This window comes from Gordonia tangerina, from assembly GCF_021556435.1.
In the GTDB taxonomy this organism is placed as follows: Bacteria; Actinomycetota; Actinomycetes; order Mycobacteriales; family Mycobacteriaceae; genus Gordonia; species Gordonia tangerina.
The window spans coordinates 1-23,497 of record NZ_JAKGCU010000029.1; the positions used below are offsets into that span (position 1 = coordinate 1).

Below are 23,497 nucleotides of genomic sequence, written 5' to 3' on the forward strand. Positions count from 1 at the left end.
ACGGGACCGCATCTGTACCTTGACAACTCAACAGTGTGAACAAGCCTGCTGACCGACCGACCCGAACGTCAGCGACGGACGCGACACCATCGCGGCCGGTCGGTCAGCACGCTCGATCAGCCGGCTTGGCCGGCAACGACCGACGCCAGCGCGGAGACCGACAGCTGCCACAGCTCGGTGAGTCGTCCGGCTTCTCCGGCGGTCAGCAGGCTCTCGCCGTAACGCCAGTTGGCGACGAGCTGTGGGCCATTCTCGGTGGCGCGCACCACGGTTACCACGTCGAGTGTGTATCGAAGCGGCAGATCGGGCTCCGGATCGGTAGGGAGCCGATCGTTGAGCTCGAGGTCGGTGATCGGCGCCCACGGCTGCCACGAATCGTCACCACGGCGCGAACCCCCACCGCTGCGCGAATCGTCAACACCGCGCGAATCGGCACCGTGCAGATCGAAGCGGCCGAGATAATTGAACTCGATCTGCGGCTCGACCGTATCGACCAGCTCGTCGGCGCCGCGGACATACTTCAGGATGCCGAAATCGATTCCGCTGCCCGGGATCGTGGAGAGGTCGGTGGCGACGTCGTCGAGCAGACGGGTGGCGGCGGCCCGATCGCCAGCGGCCTGCGCGGGGTCGAGATCGTGTCCGGTGCCGAGCCGGACCGGATAGACGGTGGTGAACCACCCGAGAGTTCGAGTGGTGTCCACCGACGGGCCGGCCAGTTCGTCGTCGCGTCCGTGCCCTTCGAGGGCTATATAGGCACCCTGGGTGGGATCGGCGCCGCGTTCCCGCCGCCATCCGGCGATCGTCAGGGTCAGTGCGGCCAGCAGGAATTCGCGCATGCCGATACGTTTGTCCAGCGCGCCCAGGATGGTCCCGGTGATGTCGGCGGGTGTCAGAGTGACCGCGGACCGCAGCGACGACCAGGTGTCCACGCGCGGGTCCGGCAGCCGGGCACCGATTGGGGCGTCGGGTGCGGACACCTGCGAGACCCAATGGTCGAGGTGTGCCGACACCTCCGGACGATCGGCACGGGCCCGGATCTCGGTGCACCAGTACCGATAGTCGGTGCGTTCGCCGTCGATCGTCGGCGGGGCACCCGCGGCCAGAGCCGCACCGGCGCCGGCGAGGTCGCCGAAGATGATCTGCCAACTGACTGCGTCCACAGCCAGGTGATGGATCGCGAGCAGCAAGATGTCATGGGCGCCCAGCCGGTTCAGTCGAACCGCGGCCAGCATCCGCCCCTTGTCGGGGTCGACCGCGTCATTGGCGCGTCGCGCGGCAGTGGTGATGCCCGCGGGCAGATCAGTGCTCGGCATCGAGGCGAGAATAGTTGTGGCGTCAACGGTTCCAGCATCACGGGTGACGACCCCCGCGGGCGTACGCGTGGCCCGCAACATGTCGTGACCGTCGATGAGGGTCTGCAGGATCGTCTGCAGATCGCCCTCGGACAGACCATCTGGCAACGCGAACAGCACGGTCTGCGTGAATCGCCGATCGTTGCCGTACTCGTCGAGCCATTCCACGATGGGCAGGGCGGGCACGATGCCGGGGCCGGCGCGGGTGGCGTCGGGTTCATCGACGTGGCGGTCGATGGCATCCGCGAGGTCGGCGACCGTGGGATGCGCCAACACCATCCGTGGTGTCACGGTCAGGTCGTGCTCGCGCAGTGCGTGCACCGCGGCCATGGCGACGATGCTGTCGAGGCCGAGGTCGAAGAAGTCCTCGTCGGCCGCCGGGGTACTCCCCAAGACCGCACCGATCACCGACGACACCACGCGCCCGGTGGGGGTCAGGTCGGCGCTGTCCGCGCCGGATCGCGCTTGCAGCGCCTGCGCCGCGGACTCGGCCAGAGCACGGCTGTCCACCTTGCCGTTGCTGTTCATCGGCAACACCGGCAGCGTGACGATCCGGGTGGGCACCATGTGCGCGGGCAGCAGTTCGGCCAACCCTGATCGCACCAGGCGCGCGTCGAGCTCGGCACCGGCAACGAATCCGACGAGCGCGGGACCGGCCGTACGGTCGACCACCACGACAGCAGCCGACCGAATCCCGGGCAGCCGCCGCAGCGCCGCCTCGATCTCGCCGGTCTCGATGCGATAGCCGCGGATCTTCACCTGGTCGTCGCGGCGACCGACGAAGACGATGTCGCCACGATCGTTACGGCGCACCAGATCTCCGGTGCGATACATCCGTTCCCCTTCGGTGAACGGGTCGGCCACGAAGCGTCCGGCGGTCATCGCCGCCTTGCCCGTGTAGCCGCGGGTGACCTGCGTGCCAGAGAGATACAGCTCCCCGGCGACCCCCGTAGGAACGTGACGCAGACGGGTGTCGAGGATGTAGGCGGCCATCCGATCGGTGGGTGAGCCGATCGTGGGCACGGGCGAGTCCGGTATCCGAGCGACCACGGCCTCCACCGTGGTCTCGGTGGGCCCGTAACAGTTGTGTGCGGTGGTGCCGGGTAGCGCGCTCAGCTGACGCCAGAGCGCGGGGCCGATCGCCTCACCACCCAGCGCGAGTACGGACAGATGGGCATGACCGACGCCTTCATCACCGACCAGTCCAGCCGCCGCGAGCTGACCGAACATCGACGGTGTCGTGTCGATCATGTCGATGGCGCGCTCGGCGAGTCCGGCGACAAGTCGTCCTGCATCGCGCATCTCGTCCTCACCGAACAGATGGACGGCGTGACCGTCGAGGAGCGCCGCCAGCGGCTGCCACGACGCATCGAAGCTGAACGTCCAGGCATGTGCCACCCGAAGCGGCCGGTCGAGCCGCTGGCGTGCCGGGGTGAGCATGTGATCGCGGTGGTCGCGGCAGTAGCTCACCAACGCCGCATGAGTGCCTATGACACCCTTGGGTTCTCCGGTCGACCCCGACGTGAAGATCACGTAGGCGGCACTCTCGGGGCATAGCGCGGGGCGCGTGATCTCAGCGGGACGGGCGGCGATCCGGTCGGCCGTGTCAGCATCATCGACGACCACCGCGGTGACCCTGCCGTCGGTCCGGAACCGCGACAGATTGGCCAGATCGGTCACGACGACCCGCGCACCGGATTGCTCCAGCATGTTGGCCATCCGCTGATCGGGCAACGCGACATCGACCGGGACGTATGCGCCACCGGCAAGCATCGTGGCCAGGATGGTGATGACCGAATCCGCCGATCGCGGCAGCGCGATCGCGACCACCGACTCGGGTCCAACGCCGCGGGCGCGGAGTTCACCGGCGAGCTGGGACGAGCGCGCGGCAAGCGCGGCGTAGCCGATGGACTGTGTCGCGTCGACGAGCGCAGGTGCCTCCGGTGTCCGACGGGCCTGATCGAGGAACGCCGCGATCACCGACGGTGCGAGGTCTGCGGCCTCGGCCCGCCGCGTGGAGGTCCGGTCGATCAGTGCGCGCTCCTCGGGCAGCAGCACGTCGATAGCATCTGTGGGACCATCGCCCGCGGCGGGCAGCTGTTCGAGCACCCGCAGCAGTCGCGCCGCGATCTCGGCCGGGCGGAGGTCACCGAGCGCACCGTCGATCGCCTCGGTGATGATGACGAGTTCGCCGTCGAGCACGTAGGCGACGACGGTGAGGGGGTAGTGCGCCAAACTCTCCATGGCCAGCGGTAGGAAGCGGGTGCCGTCGGGCGCGGAGACCGGCTCGGTGGCCGACCCGATCGGGGCATTCTCGAATACGAAGAGCGTGTCGAACAGGGCCGAATGCCCCGACGCCCGTTGGATATCCGACAACCCCAGGTATCCGTGGTCGCGCATCTGGATCGACGTGCTTTGCAGGGCAGCGCAGTTCGCTCTCACCGTCTCGGGTTCACCGGCGGCCGCAGTGAGTCGGACGCGCGCCGGGACGGTGTTGATGAACAGGCCGATCATCTCGTCGGCGCCCGCAAGACCCTGCGGACGCCCGGAAATGGTGGTCCCGAACACGACCTCGTCTCGATCGGTGAGCCTTCCGAGCACGGTGGCCCAGGCGTATTGGACCGCGGTGTTGACGGTCAGGCCCGCCGATCTGGCCCACGTGATCAGGCGTTCGGTGTCGGCGACCGGCAGACGATGACGTGTGCGCACGGGTTCGGTGGTCGTCGTACCGGCCTCACCGAGCATCAACGGCTCGATCCCCGCGAGGTGGTCCACCCACCGCGCGCGGGCCGCGTCGACGTCCTGCGCGGCCAACCAGGCGATGTAGTTGCGGTACGGCCGAACCGGCGGCAATGTCGAACTCGAGGCGCCCGCGGCGTAGATCGTGAGCAGTTCGGAGAAGAACAGCGCGATCGACCACCCATCCATCAGAATGTGATGTGCGGTGACCAGCAGTCGCCATCGGCCGTCGAGCTCGACGAGCTTCACCCGGATCGACGGCCCGCGGCGCAGATCGAACCGGCGGGCGCGTTCGGCGGCGGCCAATTCGTCGAACTGTGCGGCGGTGGCGCTGATCTCGTCCCAGGGGACCTTGACGCGACTGGGCACGATCTGCACCGGTTTCGGTAGATCTTTGTCCCACAGGGACACCCGGAGATTAGGGTGTCTGTCGACGATTACGTCGACGCTGCGATGCAGCCGGTCCACGTCGAGCGGGCCGGTGATCTCGACGACGAATTGCATCGAGTAGACATCGAATCCCTCGCCGGCCATCTCGGACAGCGTGAACAGCCCTTCCTGTAGGGGGCTGAGCGCCAGTACATCCTCGATCTCGGGCGCGGTGGTCACTGCTGCGACTTCCAGGCCGCGCCGAGCGACGACAGCATGTCGTCGCTGAGACCCGACGCACTCATCGGTGCAGCGTCGGCCTGGTCATCGGCGTGCCGTGCTGCGGAATCGCTCCCCGCTTGATCGGCACCCGGATCCTGGGTCGACGATCGGGTCTGCTCCTCGTCGACGGCCGCGGCCAATTCGGCGATCGAGTAGTGGTCGAAGATCTGCTGCGGTGCCAGCGGGAGACCTTCCGCGGCTGCGCGGGCTGACCACTGGATCGAGATGACGCTGTCGCCACCGACGGCGAAGAAGTTGTCATCGCGACCGAGTCCGCCCACACCGAGCAGATCGGACAGGATGACGATCAGCCGTTCCTCGGTCGGGGTCTGCGCCCCTCCCCCGGCAGTCGCGGTCATCGCCATCACCATCGGCGCCGGAGTCGAATCGAACGGATCGGTGAATCGCGATCCGGGTGCCAACGCGGACAGCGTCTCCCCGAGTGCGGCTCCCGCCCCCGACTCGGTGGCCACCCACTCGCGCACCGACCCCAGGTCGGTCGACCCGGTGTGCTGTAGCGCCGCCAGCGTCCGCGGTGTCGCGTGCACGCGGTGCGGCCGGTCGCGGGTGATGATGGCGGCGAGTTCGGCCGGGTCCTCCGCGTGCATGTCCGGGGTGATCACTCCGGGCAGCGGCGGCAGCACGATCGCCTCGACCGGGGTGTCGGCGTCCGCGGCGAAGGCGGTCAGCATGGCGCCGAGCGCGGCCGCGATCCCGTCGATGGTGCTCTGGTCGTAGAGATCTGCACTGCCGACGATGCGACCGTCGAGACCGCCGTCGGCGCTCACGGTGAGGATCACGTTGAGATCCAGGAACGAGGTGTCCTGCTCCACGGGCAGCAGCGCAATGGTGGCATCGGCGTCGTCGAGCGGCCGGCCGGTGATGTTCTGGTCCCGATCACGGAAGTGGATCATGCTCTGGAACAGCGGGTTCCGGGATCTGGTTCGCCGCGGATTGAGCGCCTCGACGAGCCGCTCGATGGGCACATCCTGGTGAGCGAAGGCGTCGAGGACCGTGTCGCGGCAACGCCGGATGAGTTGCCGCACGGTCGGCGCGCCGTCAGTACGCGAACGCAGTGCCACCATGTTGGCGAACAGACCGACGAGGCGTTCGGTACCGACGTCGACGCGTCCGGCCACCGGGGTACCGATGGTGATGTCGTCCCCACCACCGAGCCTGCTCCAGAGTGCCGTCAACGCAGCGGTGATCATCATGAACTCGGTGGCGCCACAGTCATCGGCCGTGCGCCGCAACCGTCGATGCGTTTCCGGGGACACCGCCAGGTCGGCGAGCACGCCGCCCTTCCCGAGCGCGGGCGGGCGTGGCCGATCGGCGGCAACCGTGATCTCATCTGGTTGCCCGTCCAGCACGGCACGCCAGTGCTCGATCTGCCGACGGCCGAATTCTGCTGCGCTGTCCGAACCTGCGGCGCTGTCGGGCTTCGCGGCACCGGACGCATCCGTGGCGTGCACGTCGGCTCGGTCCACCCCCACCGGGAACACCCGATGCTGCCAGAGTGCGTAGTCGGTGTAGGTCAGTTCCGGTGTGGGCAGTGCGGGCGCCATCCCCGCGACGCGGGCCCGATAGGCCGCGATCAAATCGTCGATCAGCACATCGGTGGACCAGTGGTCGATCACCATGTGATGTACCACCAACGACAGGGTGTGCCGGGTGTCGTTCTCGCGCAGCAGACTCACGTTCAGCAGCGGCCCCTCGGCGAGGTCGAAGAGATGCTCGCGGGTCTGAGCCAACTGTGCGGTGAGCGTGTCCGGGCCATCGACGTCGACAACCGGCACGTCCAGACTCACACTGTCGGCGACGCGTGCGGTCGGCAGGCCGTCGCGCTCCACGAACGTGGTGCGCAGCGCGGAGTGGCAGGCGACCACATCGTCGAGCGCGGCACGCAGCGCAGCCACGTCGATCGGACCGTCGAGTCGCAACGCCAGCGGGATGTTCCCCGCCGCGCCCGGCCCTTCGAAACGGTGCTGGAACCACATCGCGAGCTGCGAAAAGGACAGCGGAACCGGGTCGGGCACATCGACATGGCGCAACGGTGGGCGGGTGGATGCCGTGGCGTTCGGGGATGCCGGCATGCTCACCGATGGTGCGGCCGGGACGCTGGTGTCGACGCCGGTGCTGTCGTCGAGACCGACAGCACCGTCATCCAGGGCGTCGAGTTCACCCAGGTCGTCGATATCGCCCAGGTCGTCGAGGTCGATACCGAACTCTTCGCGCACCGCGGCATTCACCGCAGCCGCCAGTCCGGCGACGGTCGGATTGTCGAGCGGCAGACGTACATCCACATCGATACCGAACTCGGTGGTCAACGTGGTCACGAGCCGAGCAGCGAGTAACGAATGGCCACCCAGGTCGAAGAACGATGCTCCGGCCAAAATGTCGTCGCGGCCGAACAGTTCGGCATAAACCGCCGCGATCCGCTTCTCGGTCGGCGTCTGCGGTTCCCGGTCATCGCGGGGACGCACCGTGATGATCGGCAGCGCATCCCGATCGAGCTTGCCGTGCGTCGTCAGCGGCACCTCGTCGATGACGGCGACCGCGGACGGCACCATGTAGTCCGGAAGGCGGGTGCGGGCGTCGGCCAACACCGCGTCGAGGTCGATCGCCGACCCTGCGTGTGCCGCCGGGATGACGTAGGCGATCAGACGCGCACCGGAATCGTCGGAGTCCACCAGGACGAGCGCATGGGCGACGTCGGGATGGTGGGTCAGACCGGCTTCCACCTCACCGAGTTCGATGCGGAATCCGCGCACCTTGACCTGCTCGTCGGCGCGGCCCACGAATTCCAGGTCGCCGTCGGGATTTCGGCGCGCGAGGTCTCCGGTGCGATAGAGACGAGCTCCCGGCGTGAACGGATCGGCGACGAACCGCGTCGCGGTGAGCATCGGGCGACCGAGATATCCCCGCGCCAGTTGCGTACCGCCTAGATAGATCTCCCCGACCACACCGTCAGGGACCAACCGCAGTCCCGGGTCGAGCAGGTAAGCGGCCACATTGGTGTTGGGTGTGCCGATCGGCACCACGGTGTTGCCCTGGGGTGTGGTGATCGGGTGATGTGTGGCTGCGACGACGGCCTCGGTGGGGCCGTAGTTGTTCGACAACGCCGCATCGAAGTTGGTGGTGAAGGCGTCGGCCACCTCGCCGGAGAAGGCCTCGCCGCCGACCGGGACGGTGCGCAGCATCGTCCACTGTTTGACCTCCGGCACCATCAGCAGCGTCGACAGCAAGGTCGGCACCATGTGCATCACGGTCACGCGACGACGTACGAGAAGCTCTGCCATATAGGCGATGTCGTGCACCGCACCGGGCTTGGGCACCACCAGGGTCGCGCCCACGGCCAAGGTGCAGAAGATCTCGAACATCGATGCGTCGAAGCTCACCGACGACGTCTGCACGAGCCGATCCTCGGCACCGATCACCTCGCCGGCACCGAATCCGATCAGATGATCGGCGATGGCATCGTGCGACACCGCAACACCTTTCGGCGCCCCGGTGGAACCGGAGGTGTAGATCACGTAGGCGAGATTCGATGGATGCAGCGGCGATCGACGTTCGGCGTCGGTGGGAGCGCTTGCCGCCGAGGCGTATTCCGTGTTCGACGACACCTCCTCCTCGGCGGCCGCCAACGCGGCTGCGTCGAGTACCAAGCGAGGCGCGGCGTCGGAGATGAGGAACTCGGTTCGGTCGGCCGGATAGTCGGGGTCGATCGGCAGATATGCGGCACCCGACTTGAGTACAGCCAGCGCGGCGACCACGAATCCGACCGATGCGCCGAGGCGGAGTCCGATCACGTCGTCGGGGCCCGCACCCGATCGGATCAGCCAGTGCGCCAGCCGGTTCGATCGCTCGTCGAGGGCCCGGTAGCTCAGGGTGACATCATCGGAGACGACCGCATCATGCTCGGGGCGCGCGGCGACCGCGGCGGCGAACAGATCGACGACGGTACTCGACGCGACCGGCGCGCGGTGCCCGGTGGAGGCCGCCAGCACGCGCTCGCGTGCGGCGGGGGCGAGAAGTTCGTGGTCCCGGATCGGCGCGAGCGGATTGCCCAGCATGTGCTCGAGCAGGTTGAGGTAGCCGTCGGCGATGTCGGATGCCAGGACGTCGCCGAAGCGTTCGGTGTCGTATTCGATCTCCAGCGACGCCTGCTCACCGGTCACGATGCTGAACTCCAACGGCAGCTGACCATTCGGCGTGCTCAGCTCGACGAGAGGTTCAGCGGCGACTCCGCGCAAGGCGAAGCCCTGTGCGTCGCCGCGGGCGCTGAGGCTGATCTCGACGAGTTGTTCGAGTCCGTCGGCTCCGGGCGCGCGCTGCGGGTTGAGCGCTCCGACAACCGCGTCGATCGGCGCACTCTGGTGGGCCAGTCCGTCGGTCAGGCGCTGTCCCGCCAGCGAGATGAGCCGGTCGAAGTTGTCGTGGCCGGCCAGCCGGGTTCGCATCAGCAGGGTGTTGCCGAAGTAGCCGATGAGCGGGGCTGCCTGGGCAGGCCGCTGGGTGACCGGAACCGCGATCGTGAAGTCGGTGGCCCCGGTGAGCCGATGGATCAGCGCGTCGAGGGCGGCGGCGTAGACGGTGAACGGACTGACCGCGCCCGCGCGGGCCAGCTCGTCGACTCGGTCACGCATGGTGTCGGGCAGCGGACGGGTGAGCAGCGCACTCTGGCGCCGCCCGGAGGCGTCGGCGCGCCGGGCCGGTAGGCCGACCGGTTCCGGAAGCGGGGTGAGTTGGGTTCGCCAATGGTCGAGGTCTGCGGCCACTGTCGCGGCGTCGGTGTCGGGCAGGTCGACATACTGCCGCGGCAACGGCGTCGACCCGCCGGCGTCGGCCACACCGTCCTCGGCGTTGTATGCGCGGTTGACCTCGTCGAACAGAATCGGCCACGACTCGTCGTCCCAGCAGATGTGGTGCACGGTGAGCAGCAGGATGTGTTCGTCGGTGCCGGAGGCGATCAGTAGCAGCCGGATCGGCGGCTGCGTCGTGAGATCGAACGGCGTCCCGAACTCCCGGCGCGCGAGCACCGTCAGCCGCCGGTCGCGACGAGTGCCGGTCAGATCGCCGATGTCGTCGGTGCGCCAGGCCAGGGTGGCGGCGGCGTGATGACGCGCACGTGGCTCGCCGTCATCGTCCGATTCGTAGGTGGTGCGCAGGATCTCGTGGCGGGCCACCACCGCGGTGAACGCGGCACGCAGCCGCTCCTCGTCGAGCGGACCGGCGAGCCGATAGGCGACCCCGACGTTGAGGCTGGTGTCCGCGCTGTCGCGGTGCGACACGAACCAGAGTCGGCGTTGGGCCGCCGCCAACGGACTCGTCGCACCGTCCGGGCGGGCCGCGATCAGTGTGTCCGTACCGGAACCGGCCAGCCCGCCGGCCGCCAGCCGCTGACGGAGAAGTTCTTTCCGGCGCTGGGTGAGATCGTCTGCCATCGCGGTCAGAGGCTGCAGGGGATCTGCGCGTAGGAACCGATGTCACAGATCGACCGGTTCGACAACTTCCACTGGCCGCCCTGCCACACCCAGTACACCGGCATGCGGGCCGGCTGGTAGCCCGGCGACTTCAGTTCCAGCGTCGCCTTGGCGGTGTTGCCGTTCACGGTGACCGGCCCGGTCACGTTGTAGGTGAAACCGAGCGGCTTGAACCGCTGGAGCAGCAGCACGATGGGCTGCGCCTGGTTCACTGCGCGCTGACCACCCTCCAGACGCTGCGCCTTCTGGGCATTCGATCCACCACCGACGAGGACGTCGAGGTCGTTCTGAAGCTGACCGACCGTCGGCGTCGCACGCGATGCGGTGGTCGTCTGGGTGGTCTGCTGAGTCTGCTGGGTCGGCTGCTGCGGGGCTGCCTCAGGCACCGCACCCGGTGCCAGTCCCCCGCCGGAGGCGCCGCCACCGGCGGGCAGGTCGGCGCTGCTGCCCTCGCCGGGCGGGCCGAGCACCTCCCCCTTGGGCCCGGCCGCGATCGACGGGTTCGCGGCACCGGCCGGCGGTGCGGCAGACGTCGGCGCACCGGCGGTGGGCGCCTGCTGCGGCAGCTGTCCCTGCGCGGAACCCAGGTTGACCACCGTGGGCTGCGCGGTTGATGCCGACGTGCCCTGCCCGATGTCGGACAGCAACAGACCGACCACACCGATCGTCACGATCAGCGCGGAGATGATCGCCGAGACGCCGCCGGCCACGAGCACGGTCGGCCAGCTGACACCCCCGGCCGGGCCATTCGTGGCGTCGCCCGAGTCATCTGCCGGCTCGTCGGTCGGGGTGTCCACGGCGCTGTCGGCCGCGGACTGCTCTGGCGTTGCCGAGTAGGCCTGGGCACCGATCGGTCCGGTGGCGGTGTCGTCGTAATCGCTCGACATGGGCTCGCTCCCCTCACTGGGCCCGTGCTGTTTCATTAGCCTGACCTTACTTCATCGACCTGCAGGGATGTCAGGAGCCATCAGGGCGATGACCTCCCGCAACGTCGCACCACCGAGTATCGCCTCGATCGGGAGATCCTGGCCGAGCGTGGCCTGCACTCGCTTGCGTAGGTCGAGGGCCTGCAGTGAATCCAGACCGAGTGCTACCAGCGGCAGATCGGGGTCGAGATCCATTTCGCCCGCCGGCAAGCCCATCGCGCCGGCGAGTTCGGCGCGGAGCAGTTCGGCCTGGCCAGATTTGGTCGTCCCAGGACCCGCTTCGACACTGTCGGCGCCAGGTGCAGGAGTGTCGACTGTCTCCATCGGAGTGACCGGGGGCGGTGCCGCGGGTGCCGGATCGCCGACAGACGGCGTGGGGCTGTCACCGACCTCGGTCAGGATCTGCGCGGCTCCCAGCACACTCAGCAATGCACGCAACTCGCCGAAGTCGGCGGCGAGGACGACGCTGTCACCGGACAGATCCGCGAATCCCGCCGCGATGGCCGCAGCGGGAGCCATCGGGATCACCCCGGCGCCCGCCACCCGGGCCACACCGTCGGCGTCGAGCGGCCCTTGAGCCTGCCACAGTCCCCACTGCACCGACACCGCGTTGATCCCGTCGGCGCGCAGCTCGGCGGCCGTGACGTCGAGCATCCGGTTTGCCATCGCGTACAGGGCCTGGTCACGGCCGCCCAGCGTCGCGGCCAGCGACGAACACAGCACCACGCGCACATCGTCGACCTGTGGGACGGCGCGGATGACGTTGCCGATGCCGACGACCTTGGCGCGGGTGGCGGTCGCGATGTCCGTGGTGGAGATGGTTTCCATCGGCCCCGCCACATAGTTCAGGGCCGCGTGCAGGACCACGCTGACGGGTTCGGGCAGGCGGGCCGCGAGGTCGTCGATCGCGGCCTCGTCGCCGATGTCGCAGGCGACCACGTCGATGACCGTCTGGTATCGACGGCGGATGGCGTCGATACGGCCGAGTGCCTCCGCCGTGCCGCCCGAGCGGCTGACCAGCGTGATGCGGCCGGCGCCCCCCGACGCGAAGTGCGCACAGAATTCCAGTCCGAGCTTGCCGGTGCCGCCGGTGATGAGGACGTGTGGCGTGTCTGCCCGCAGCGGCGCGGCGGTCGTCGCATCGGGTGCGGCGGGGATCAGTCGTTTCACGAATGGCGAGCCCCCGCGCAGCGCGATCTCCGGTTCGTCGGCGATGTGCAGCGCGGACAGCACAGCGGATGCCCGCTCGCCGGCGGACGCAGTGTCTTCGGCGGCGCCGAGGTCGAGGTGTCGGAACCGGGTACCCGGGTGTTCGGCGGCCGCGCACCGCAGCGCGGAGCTCACCGAGGCCTGGACCAGATCCGGTGCCGTTCCGTCTCCGGCCGCGTCGCTGTCCACCGATTCACCATCGATCGTCAGCCACCAGAACTGTTCGACGAGCGGCCCCGGGCCGGGCCGCCAGCGTCCGTCGGCGAGAACAGCTGCGAGGTGATCGCCGGCCGTGTCGGGTTTGGTGCCCGGCAGGCCGGTCAACAGCAGCACGGTGTCGAACTCCGACTCCGGTTGCTGCCCTTGACCGTCGGTCGTCGTCGGGTCGACCACGTCGGCGACTGCGCCGTGATCCGGAGCCGCCGCACAGATCTGCGCGGCCAGGTCCGCGCATTGACCGGTGGGATCGAGCACCGCGATCTTTCTCGGCGCCTGGGTCTTGCGGCGCTTCAACGGAAGCCAACCGGCCTGCAGACGATGCGCGGCCCGGCCGACCTGCCGGGCGGCCCAGTCCGGCGAATTGACGTCGTCGCCGAGCCCGGATTCGCGGTCGGCCCACAGATGGACCCGGCGCATCACGGTGTTCGGGAACCCTTCCAGCGGTGGCCGCGGAGTCGCCTGCGCGTCGGCGTCCCCCAGCGCGTCCCACCGGAATCCGGTGTCGGCGACGGCCACCGCGGCGACGTTGCGCGTGAATTCGGCCAGGCCATCGGCATCACGCCGCGACGTACCGAGGATCTGTCGACTCGATCCGGCATCGTCGACCCCGGCCAGCGTCTCGCCGATCGCGAGCAACAGAGTGGGGTGTTCGGACATCTCGACGAACAGGTCGGCGCCATGGGTCCGCGCGGCATCGCTGATCGCCTTGTCGAAGCGCACCCTGTTGCGCAGGTTCCAGAACCAGTAGTCGCCCAGCGACATCGACTCGTCGAGGGCACCGCCAAGTGTCGCGCCGACGCACGGCACACCGCCGGCCAGCATCGACTCGTTCTCCAGGTACGTGCCCAGCGCGTCGAGGAAGGCGGGTTGATACTCGCTGACGATGCTGGTGTGCGCCGGATACTCGACGCGAATCTCCTTGGCGAATTTGCCTTGGGCGGTGAGCGATTCCACCATCTCGAGCACTGTGTCCCGTTGGCCGGAGATGCACAGGATGTGGGCGGAGTTGACCACCGACAGCTGCGCCCACCCAGAGTGGCGAGCCAGCATGTCCTCGCATTCGTCGACGTCGATGCCGACGACGGCCATCGTGTGCCCGCGCGGCGACAGCTCGTGGACCAGCCGGGCGCGGATAGTCACGATCGTCAACGCATCCGGCAACGTCATCGCACCGCTGCGGTAGGCGGCGGCAATCTCACCCTGCGAGTGCCCGACGGTGACCGCGGGCGCCACTCCGGCGGCGTCCCACATCGCGGTGAGCCCCACCATCTGCATGAACAGGGCCGGCTGGATCACCCGGACATCGGATGCCGCCGGGTCGTCCTCGGCGAGCTCGCCGAGCACGTAGTCGCGCGGCGACGTGCCGAACAGTCGCATCGACTGTGTGTGACATTCCTCCACCGCGCGCCGATACGGTTCGGAGAGTGCGTGATACCCCCGTCCCATGCCGGGTCGCTGGCTGCCCTGGCCGGGGAAGGTGTAGGCGATCTGCCGGGATGTGGCGGCGCCGGCACCGACGATGACGTCGGGATGCGGCCGTCCCTCGGCGAGTGCGTCGAGCGCGCCGGCGAGCTGATGAGGCTCGGTGGCGAGGATAAGTGCGCGATGCCGGCGGGCCGGCCGGGTGCGCAGCAGCTGATCGGCGACGGCGGCCACCGGCACACCCGGATGTGTTCGGACGTAGTCGTGCAGGGCTGCGGCCTCGGCTGCGATGAGCTCTGCGGCATCGGAACTCACCAGCACCGGCACCCGCCCGTCGGGCATCCGCGGTCCCGCGAACGGGGGTGCGGCACCCGACATTGCGCGTGTGGTCGTCTCAGACATGGGCTGCCTCGCTCTCCGCGACCGGCATCGAGATGATGGCGTGGGCGTTGGTTCCCGACACCCCGAAACTCGACACCGCGGCGTAGCGGCGGTCTCCGCGCGCCTGCCACGGCTGTGTCGTCGTCGACAAGCGCAACCCGCCGCGATCCCAGTCGATGGCGGCGGTGGGGTCGTCGGCGTACAAGCTCGGCACGGTCATCCCGTGTCGGCCACACTGCAGCACCTTGATGAGTCCGAGGATGCCCGCGGCCGCCTGTGCGTGTCCCGCGTTGGATTTCACCGACCCGAGCAGGACCGGGCGGTCGGCTGGCCGGGCGGCACCGTAGGTGTTCTGCAATGCCTCGAGTTCCATCGGATCGCCCAGCGGCGTACCGGTGCCGTGTCCTTCGATCACGTCGACGTCGGCCGGGCACACCCCGGCGGCAGCGATGGTGCGATCGACCAGCTGCTGCTGGGCGCGTGCACTGGGCACGACGATCGGGCCGCCGCCACCGTTGTGGTTGACCCGCGTGCCGAGCACGGTGCCGTAGATGCGATGGCCGAGCCGCCGTGCGCGGCCCTCCGGTTCCACCACTACCACGCCGGCACCCTCGCCCCACAGGGTGCCGGTGGCGCCGGCACTGTAGGAACGGCAGTGTCCGTCGTCGGCCAGTCCGTTGTTCTTGGCGAACTCGAAGAAGGCGCCGGGAGAGCCCATCACGCACACACCGCCGGCGAGCGCCCACTCGCATTCCCCCGACCGCACGGCGTTGGCGGCCAGATGCAGCGCGGTCAACGACGACGCGCACGCGGTGTCGACGGTCATCGACGGGCCGACCGTACCCAGGACGTGCGAGATCCGGCCGGCCACCGCACCCAGCGCGGTACCGGCGATGCGATGACCGGAGTAGTCGTTGACCGCGGCAGCGCGCGGCCCGTACTCGGCGATCGAGGCACCCATGTAGACGCCGACCTCATGGTCGCGCAGCGCCGCGGGATTGATTCCAGTGTTCTCCAGCGCCCGCCACGCCACTCGCATCGCGACACGCTGCTGTGGGTCCATGGCGACCGCCTCACGGGGACTCACCCCGAAGAACAGCGGGTCGAAATCGGCCGCGCCGCGCAGAAATCCGCCGGCATCGGGGACCTCACCCCAGCCCTCGAGTGCGCCGAGCGCCAGCACCTGATCGACCGGCCAGTCGCGGTCCCGCGGAAACGGTTCGATGAGTTCCACACCGTCGGCCAGTGCGGCGAAGAAGTCCTCGGGTGTCTCGATCCCACCGGGCGCCTCCACCGCCATGCCGGCGATGACGACGGGTTCGACGCTCATCAGTCGCCCACCCGGTGGGTGGCCGCATCGCGCGTCTCGACGAGCACCTCGAGGATCTCCGTGTCGTTGGCGTCGAGGTAAAAATGTCCCCCGTCGAGGACGCTGACCGTGACGTCGTCGGCGTGCTGGGCCCAGGTGTGCAGGTCGTGCGGCCGGATCACCGGGTCGTCTGCGCCACCGAGCACCGTGATCGGCGCGGCGATGCGCGCATCGGTTGTCGCGCTGTACGCGTCGAACGCCTGGTAGTCGGCGCGTAGCACCGGCAGCGCCATCCGCATGACGGCGTCGCTGCCCATCACCGCTCCCCCGGTGCCGTCGAGCGCCGACAGATGCGCCATCAACCCGTCGTCGTCGGTCGGATGCGGCGGGAGGTCGGCGACCTTGCTGGGCGCGGTCGCCGCCGAAACCACCAGTCCCGCGATCGGTACCGCCGAACCCTCCGCGCGGCGAACGAATTCGAACGCGACGATGGCGCCGAGGCTGTGGCCGAAGACGGTCAGCGGGCGTTCGGATGCGTCCGGTCGGGCGAGATAGGCCGTGTGCGCTTCGGCGGCCAGATCGGTGAGAGCGGTGGCTGCCGGTTCACGCATCCGGTCCTGGCGCCCGGGGTATTGCATGATCAGCACGGTGAACTCGCGACTGAACAGTTCCGACAGCGCGCGATAGGCCGATGCCCCGGCGCCGGCATGCGGAAACACCAGCAGCGGAGGGAGGTCGGGTCGCAGCGGCTGATGGAACTGCCGCAGCGCACCGAGGGCGGGGCGGGCGGTGCCGGTCTGGTTCTGCGTCATGTCAACTTCCTGTGTGGGTTAGCCTGGCCAGCATGTCCACTCGAGACCGAACGGAGCCGACCCTCATGGAATCCGCCGCTGCCGGGACGCCCGATGGGTACACCATCGGCCGCGAGATCACCGATGTCGGAGCGGATGTGGTCGCCGTCGGCGGCCCGGTGGTACCGGCGCTGACCGGCCGTTTCCGGTTGCGGGCGGTGGACCCGACCGGCGACGACCCGGCGATGCTGGTGTCCTGGTTCGCTCGGCCGCATCTGGTGGAAACCTGGGAGCAGGAGTGGTCGGAGGCGAAGTGGCGGGCCGACTCGACGCACCGCCTCGCCGGCGACTATTCGCGTCCGCTGATCGTCTCGCTCGACGGAACCGAGATCGGTTACGTCGAACTGTACCGGCCCGCTCGTGACGAGATCGCGCGGCTGTACCCGGTGGACCCGTACGACATGGGCATCCACATCGCGACCGCTGACCCGGCACTCACCGGCCGCGGCGTGATGTCGGGGTGGCTCGCCGAGTTGGCGCAGGCTCTCTTCGATGCCGATTCTCGTTGTCGGCGTGTGGTTCTGGAGCCCGATGCGCGCAACTCGCGAATTCGCCGCGCACTGACCCGTCACGGGTGGACCGATGCGGGTGAGTTCGATGTGCGGCCGGATCGGCGGATCGCCCTGCACATCCTGGGCCGCACCCCGGCCGACGTGCCGCAGCTGTGATCCGAGCATGTCAGCGTTCCTCACTCAGGACGGCCGCGCGTGCACCGCGGCCCTGACGCTCGGTGATCCGTAGCACCCGGTTGGACAGTTCGCCGAGCGAACTCAGGTTAGGGAAGCCCGGACCTTGTGCAAACCCGGCGAGGTTGGGTAGGAACAACTTCGGCGTCAGGCCAGTGACGGCGAGGTCGTGACCGATGGCCGACTCGATGCGTTCGAGCGTGGGCGGCCAGCCCAGTGTCAGTTCCAACAGATCCGCGGCGTCGTCGGTGAACAGGTCCAGGAACCATAGTGGTTGCCCGCCGGTCGCGTCGACGACGAGGTCGAAGGTGAGGGTCTGCGGGGCGCGCCCTTCGTTGTGCAGTGTCACCGCGATCAGCTCACCGGCCCGGCGGGCCGCCACCACGCGACCCTGCAGATGCTGGATACGACTGTCGCCGAGCAGGTTTTCCTGCACGCTGACCGAGAAGACACCGCGGTCGGTGCGCCGGATCACGTCGCGCCGTTCGGCCGGCGAGATGGCCGACCATCCGGTCGGATCGCTGAACATGGCGTTCTCGAAGTAACTCTCGCCACGTGTGTAGATGGTGGCGCCCGGCGAGATCACCGAGACCGACATGACCTCGTGGCGGGCCAATTCGTCGAGGGCAGAACCTGCGGTCTCGCCGCCACCGATGACCGCGGCGCGGGAGGCCACGGGCAGGTCGCGGCGCGAGACGCGGTCCCAGAACGCGGCAACCGACAGCACGTGCTCGTCGTCGAGGATCGCGGTGTCGCTCGATCCGGGTCCGGTGATCATGAGCGCATCGCCCACCACCTCACTGCTGCCGCCGTCGGGCATGGCGATCTGCAGGCTCCACTGGTCGTCGTCGGCGGAGACTGAACGCACGGTGCCGATGGTGATGTCGAGGTCGATGCGGGTGGCCACCCACTGCAGGTAGCGCGCCCACACATGGTGATGCGGGTTGGGGCGACCTCGGTCGATCCACTCGGCGTAGGTCTGGTGTTCCACCAGGAACGACATCCAACTGTAGGCCTGCATGCGGCGGCTGATCTCGGCGTTGAGGTCGCTGTGTGCAGTGCGGCCGGTGACCGTCGACCGGTACGGGAAACCGATGTCCTTCTCGGGTCCCGTGCCGAGCCGGTGACGACCGTCGGTCCAGCCGCCGATGGACTGCCAGTTCGCGCCCACCGCATGCGATTCCACCACACGGACGTGCGGCGCCGGCAGCCCGAGTCCACGCATCACGGAGGCTTTGGCGGCCACGGCGATCGCCTTCGGGCCGGCCCCGATCACCAGCAGGGTCTGCGGAGGTCGAGTGCTCATCAGCGCGATCCCCCAGCCAGTTCGGCATCGGTGAGTTCGGCCTCGTCCATGGCCGCCACCTCGAGGTAGATCGCCGCCACCTGGTAGAGCCGGCCGGGCTGTTCGTCGGCCGCATCCACGCGCTGCGCGAGTTCACGCACCGTACGGGCGGTGAAGATGTCGACCACACCGATCTGCGGGGCGTCGAGCCACTCCCGGGCGCGCGCCACCACGGCGGTCGCGAGGACCGAATCGCCGCCGACGGCGAAGAAGTCGTCGGTCACCCCGATCCGGGCGGGGTCGGCGCCGAGCACCTCGACGACGATCATCAACAGCGCCCGCTCGAGGTCGTCCGCCGGTTCCACCCTTTGATGGTTGCCGGCGCCGGTGTCGTCGAACACCGCGGCGATCGCGGCGCGGTCGAGCTTGCCGTTCCCGGTCAGCGGGAGCTCGTCGAGGATCTCAATGGTGGCCGGGATCATGTAGGCAGGCAACAACTCCCGCAGCGCAGCGGCGATCGTTTCGGCGGACGGCCTCGTGGCGGCGGTGTCGTCGGTGGTGACCGCGGCGGCCAGACTGCGGGCACCGCCGGGCGCGGTGTGCACGGTCGCGACCGCGTGACGAACACCGTCGACCGATCGCAATGCACCCTCGACCTCACCGAGTTCGACCCGGAATCCACGGATCTTGACCTGATGGTCTGCCCGACCCAGGAATTCGATAGTGCCGTCCGGCCAATACCGCGCCAGATCGCCGGTGCGATACCACCGGTGGCCGTCACGTTCGATGAACCGTTGCGCGGTGCGCTCGGGATCGTTGCGGTATCCGTGCGCCACACCGGCACCGCCGACCCAGAGTTCACCGGTGACCCAGTCCGGGCAGTCGCGGTCGGCCGAATCGACGATGCGACACATCACGTTGCGCAGCGGGGTTCCGAACGGCACCGACGTCCACTGCGCCGGCGGATCGACGACCTCGCAGACGGTCCCGTGAATGGCGATCTCGGTGGCACCGCCCAAGCCGGCGAAGCGGGCGCCGGGTGCCAACGCATGCAGGCGGCGCGGTAGGTCGACGCCCACCCAGTCCCCACCGAGCAACACCGCGCGCAGCGAATCTCCGAGCCCGGCAGATCCTTCCTCGGCGACGGTCAGCAGCATGTCCAGCGCACTGGGGACGCAGGTGAGGATCGATGCGCGATGGGTGCGCAGCAGATCGAGCCAGCCGGCCGGGTCGCGGGCATCGTCGGCGTCCACCGCGATGACGGCACCGCCGGCGCTGTAGAGGCCGAAGATGTCGTAAACGGAGATGTCGAACTCGAGTGCCGCCACGGTCAGCGAGCGATCCTCGGGGCCCACCGCGAAGCGGTCGTTGATGTCGTCGATGGTGTTCATCGCGGCCCGGTGCGGCACCTCGACACCCTTGGGCGTGCCGGTGGAGCCGGAGGTGAACAGGATGTAGGCGATCGATTCCGGGTCGGGCAGCACGGCTTGCGTGAACGGCGCGCGATGAGTCCTGGCGTGGGCGAGGTCGATGCCGACGACCCCGTCGAGCATGTCGTCGAGCGCGCCGTCGGCGCCGAGGACCACCCGGATGCCGCCGGTGGACAGGATCGTCGCGCGGCGCGTGACCGGCTGGTCGTGACCGATCGGTACCCAGGTGGCCCCGGTCGCGAACACCCCGAGTGTGGCCACCACCTGGTCAGGCCCCTTCGGGATCTGCACGCCGACCGCGTCGCCGGGAAGCACCCCTGCATCGCGCAGGGCGCCGGCCACCGCGAGTGCCTGACCCGCCAGTTCGCCGTAGCTCAGCGTGCCGCCACGCCAGAACAGGGCGGCGCGGTCGGGTTCGGCGACGGCGCGGGTGAAGAATTCCTGGTGCAGCACTCGCCCACTGCTCGGTGCGGCGGTGTCGTTGACCCGTCGTCGCACCTCCCGCTGCGGGGCGGGCAGCGCGGGGACAGCTGTACCCAGCCAGCCGGAGTCCCCGTCGGTCAGCCGTTCGATGGCCGAGATGTAGTGCGCGAACATCGCTTCCACCACGCCCGGCGGAAACGCCGCAGCGCGGACATCCCAGTTGAGCAGCAGGCCGCCGCGCACCTCGGTCACCTGTGCATCCAACGTCACCTGCGGGCCCTGCGACACGATCCAGGAGGGGTCGCCCAGGCGCGCCAGCACATCCTCGGAGAACAGCTCACCGAGGCCCAGCGCACTGGTGTAGACCACCGGTGCCAACACCTGTTCGCCGCGGGCACGCCCCAGGTCGCGCAGGACCTCCAACGCTCCGTAGCTGGCGTGTGACCCGTTGACGTGCATTGTTTTCTGCATCGACCGGGCGAGATCGAGCACCGACCGGGTGTGCCTCACGTCGACATCGACGAGTACCGAGGAGCTGAAATCCCCGGACACCCTCTCGATCTCGGGATGCAACGGCTCGCGGTGGAAGAGCGGGACGTTGAGCAGGAAACGATCATCGCTGGACCATGCCCCGATGGTGGCGGCGAACACCGCGGCCAGCGCGATCGCGGGCGTCACGCCGCGCTGATGCGCGGAACCGAGCAAGGTCTCCTTGGTCGCGGCATCGATCCAATGGTGATGGCGCACCACACGGTTGGGTCGTTCGGGGTGGCTGTCGGTGGTGCCGGCAGACTCGCTCCAGGCGGGCAAGGCCGGTCCGGACGGCAGTTCGTCGAGGCGTTCCGCCCACCAGCGGCGATCCCGGTCGCGGTTCGGGTCGGGATGCTCGGCGCGATAGGTGAGGTAGTCGCGATAGGTGACCTCGGCCGCAGGCTGCGCCTGGCCGTCGTAGAGTGCGACGAGATCGGCGAGCAGCATCCGGTAGCTCATCGCATCCGCGGCGAGCATGTCGATGTCGAAGTGCAGGCGATGACGCGCGTCCGGCAACCGGGTCAGGGTCAGGTCGTACACCTGACCTGCGGCGACGTCGAGCATCTGGTGGCTCTTGGTGTCGCGCAGGACAGCCAGTTCGCGTTCGATCGCCGCTGGAGTTTCCACGCGGAGATCGTTGATTACCAACGGATCTCGGCCGACGTGGTCGAGCACCTGTTGGGTGCCGTCGGGCCGGAAGCGGGCACGCAGCATCGGGTGACGTTGAACGAGACGGTCGGCGGCGGCCCGCAGGCGCTCGACATCGATTCCAGCGCCGTCGAATTCGACGTAGAGGTGGGCGGCCACCCCGCCGAGGTCGGCGGCATTGGTGCGGCCGATCCAGTACGCATGCTGCATGGGGGCGAGGGGAAACGCGGCATCGTCCGAATCCGCGATACCCTCGGCGAGATCCGGGGTTCCGTCGCCGGGGTTCGGGGCGCTCTCGGCTGGATTCGGGGTTGCGTCGGCGGTGGTGGCGCTGTCGGCGGGAGCCGCGGTGGCGTCGAGCATCCGGGCCCAGGCGTCCACACTCGGATCGGCGGCGAGTTGGGCGAAGTTCAGACGGTGTCCGCGTTTACGCCAGCCTCCGGCGATCTTCATCATCCGAATCGAGTCCAACCCGAGCGAGATGAGGTCGGCGTCGTCGGCGATCTCGTCACGCGGAATGCCCAGCGCGTCGGCGATGGCGTCCTTGACCTCGTCGCGTGCTCGCATGAATCCGCTCATCGGCCACCTTCCCCGCGTCGCACCACATACGGCGCGACGCTGCCGAGCTTCTCGCAGGTCTCTTCGAATTCGCGTGCCGGAGTGGACTGCCCGACGATCCCCGCACCCGCTTGCAGCCACGCGGCTTCGTCGGTGGCGAACACCGTGCGCAACGCCAGGGTGGCTTCGAGTTCACCGGCCGACGACGCGGTGATCACCGCACCGGAGTACAAGCCGCGAGACTCCGGCTCCAGTCGATAGATCGCCTCCAACGCAGGTGCCTTCGGGATTCCGGAAGCGGTGATGGATGGGAACAACACCGACAGCGCCTGCCAGGGATCGGCATTCGGGGCCAACTGCCCGGCCACCGTCGAGGCGAGATGTTGCACGCTGCCGCGCTCGCGCACCACCATGTACTCGCTGACCGCAGTGCTACCCGGGGTGGCGATCGAAGCGATCTCCTCGATACATGCGCGTACCGACATTGAGTGTTCCACAACCTCTTTCGGATCGGACAGCAGATCGGCGCGGGCAGCCGCGTCGTCGGCGTCACCGCGTCCGAATGCTCTCGTGCCGGCCAGCGGTTCGGTAACCACCCGTCGGTCGGCATCGACGGCAACCACCAACTCGGGGCTGAACCCGGCGCCCGACATCGCGCCGAGTCGGAACAGATAGGACCGGGCCGGATCGTTGGCCTCGCGCCCCCGGACGAAGGTGGCCGAGATGTCGATGTCGAACGGGATGTCGACACGCCGCGACAGGATGACCTTCTGGTAGTCGCCTCGGGCGATCTCGTCGACCGCGCGGGCGACCCGGCCGCGGTAGTCGTCCCGGTCATCGGACACATCGACGGGCATCACATCGACCGCCGCAGGCTCCGGCGTCGCCGTTGCTCGCGCAGCGACCGCCAGCAGTCGTGCTGCGCGATCCGGGGCGGTCTCACCGGTGTCGATGTGGGCGGGATCGACGGTGTCGGGTTCGATGACCAGCTCCACCTCGGGCACGATCAGATGCGCCAGCTCCGCGTCTTCGGGAACCCGCTCGAGCAGACCATGACGGGGCGCACAGAAATCGAATCCCACCCACCCGTAGACACGCCACGTCGACGACTTGAGGCCGGCCAGCGCATCGGCGATGACACGGGCCGGGTCTCCCGACCACTCTGTCGTCGTTCGTGAGTGCCCGTCGACGACGTCGACCGTGCTGCGGGTGAGGATCAGCCGTGCACGCACACCGGCCGCGAACACCCAGCGACCTTCACGCTCGTACACCAGGTACTCGTCGAACTCCCCCGATGCGGCCCACGCGGCGCAGATCCGGGCCGCGGAGAGCGGCGGACGCAGGTCGTCGGCCACACCCCCGGCGGCCGCTTCAACGGTCAGCGACATGACCGA

At 68.8% G+C, this 23,497-nt stretch carries 10 protein-coding genes; 1 reads left to right on the forward strand and 9 read right to left on the reverse strand.

What is annotated here, in order from left to right; translation table 11 throughout:
* Window positions 1–116 precede the first annotated feature (116 nt).
* Genes L1892_RS21475 through L1892_RS21500 form a run of 6 tightly spaced genes read right to left on the reverse strand, consistent with a single transcriptional unit; the run spans window position 117 to window position 16,503 of the window.
* A complete protein-coding gene (locus tag L1892_RS21475; RefSeq protein WP_235725808.1) occupies window positions 117–4,700 on the reverse strand; it encodes a non-ribosomal peptide synthetase in 4,584 nt (1,527 codons plus the stop codon).
* Window positions 4,697–10,186 (reverse strand): non-ribosomal peptide synthetase, encoded by a 5,490-nt coding sequence (locus L1892_RS21480; RefSeq protein WP_235725809.1) that lies wholly within the window; start codon window positions 10,184–10,186, stop codon window positions 4,697–4,699. The genes L1892_RS21475 and L1892_RS21480 overlap by 4 nt, the downstream gene beginning before the upstream one ends.
* A gap of 5 nt (window positions 10,187–10,191) precedes the next feature.
* Window positions 10,192–11,112, reverse strand: a complete 921-nt coding sequence (locus L1892_RS21485) for an MTB12 C-terminal domain-containing protein (RefSeq protein WP_235725810.1) — start codon at window positions 11,110–11,112, stop codon at window positions 10,192–10,194.
* Window positions 11,113–11,163: 51 nt separating this feature from the next.
* Window positions 11,164–14,403 (reverse strand): nocobactin polyketide synthase NbtC, encoded by a 3,240-nt coding sequence (nbtC, locus tag L1892_RS21490; protein ID WP_235725811.1) that lies wholly within the window; start codon window positions 14,401–14,403, stop codon window positions 11,164–11,166.
* On the reverse strand, window positions 14,396–15,712 hold the full coding sequence (locus L1892_RS21495) for a beta-ketoacyl [acyl carrier protein] synthase domain-containing protein (protein ID WP_272492747.1): 1,317 nt from the start codon (window positions 15,710–15,712) through the stop codon (window positions 14,396–14,398). The genes nbtC and L1892_RS21495 overlap by 8 nt, the downstream gene beginning before the upstream one ends.
* Complete coding sequence (locus tag L1892_RS21500) at window positions 15,712–16,503, reverse strand: thioesterase II family protein (protein WP_235725812.1); 792 nt, start codon at window positions 16,501–16,503, stop codon at window positions 15,712–15,714. The genes L1892_RS21495 and L1892_RS21500 overlap by 1 nt, the downstream gene beginning before the upstream one ends.
* Before the next feature lie 65 nt (window positions 16,504–16,568).
* Here L1892_RS21500 and L1892_RS21505 point away from each other — a divergent pair, with 65 nt between their 5' ends.
* The gene (locus tag L1892_RS21505; RefSeq protein WP_235725846.1) at window positions 16,569–17,210 is read left to right on the forward strand and encodes a GNAT family N-acetyltransferase; all 642 of its coding nucleotides are present in this window, start codon (window positions 16,569–16,571) and stop codon (window positions 17,208–17,210) included.
* Window positions 17,211–17,220: 10 nt separating this feature from the next.
* On the opposite strand, the gene L1892_RS21510 is transcribed toward L1892_RS21505, so the two are convergent.
* From L1892_RS21510 to L1892_RS21520, 3 genes are read right to left on the reverse strand one after another with little or no spacing between them, the layout of a single operon-like run.
* Window positions 17,221–18,534, reverse strand: a complete 1,314-nt coding sequence (locus L1892_RS21510; RefSeq protein ID WP_235725813.1) for a SidA/IucD/PvdA family monooxygenase — start codon at window positions 18,532–18,534, stop codon at window positions 17,221–17,223.
* On the reverse strand, window positions 18,534–22,124 hold the full coding sequence (locus L1892_RS21515; protein ID WP_372475373.1) for a non-ribosomal peptide synthetase: 3,591 nt from the start codon (window positions 22,122–22,124) through the stop codon (window positions 18,534–18,536). The genes L1892_RS21510 and L1892_RS21515 overlap by 1 nt, the downstream gene beginning before the upstream one ends.
* The gene (locus L1892_RS21520; protein WP_235725814.1) at window positions 22,121–23,491 is read right to left on the reverse strand and encodes a salicylate synthase; all 1,371 of its coding nucleotides are present in this window, start codon (window positions 23,489–23,491) and stop codon (window positions 22,121–22,123) included. The genes L1892_RS21515 and L1892_RS21520 overlap by 4 nt, the downstream gene beginning before the upstream one ends.
* Window positions 23,492–23,497: the final 6 nt, after the last annotated feature.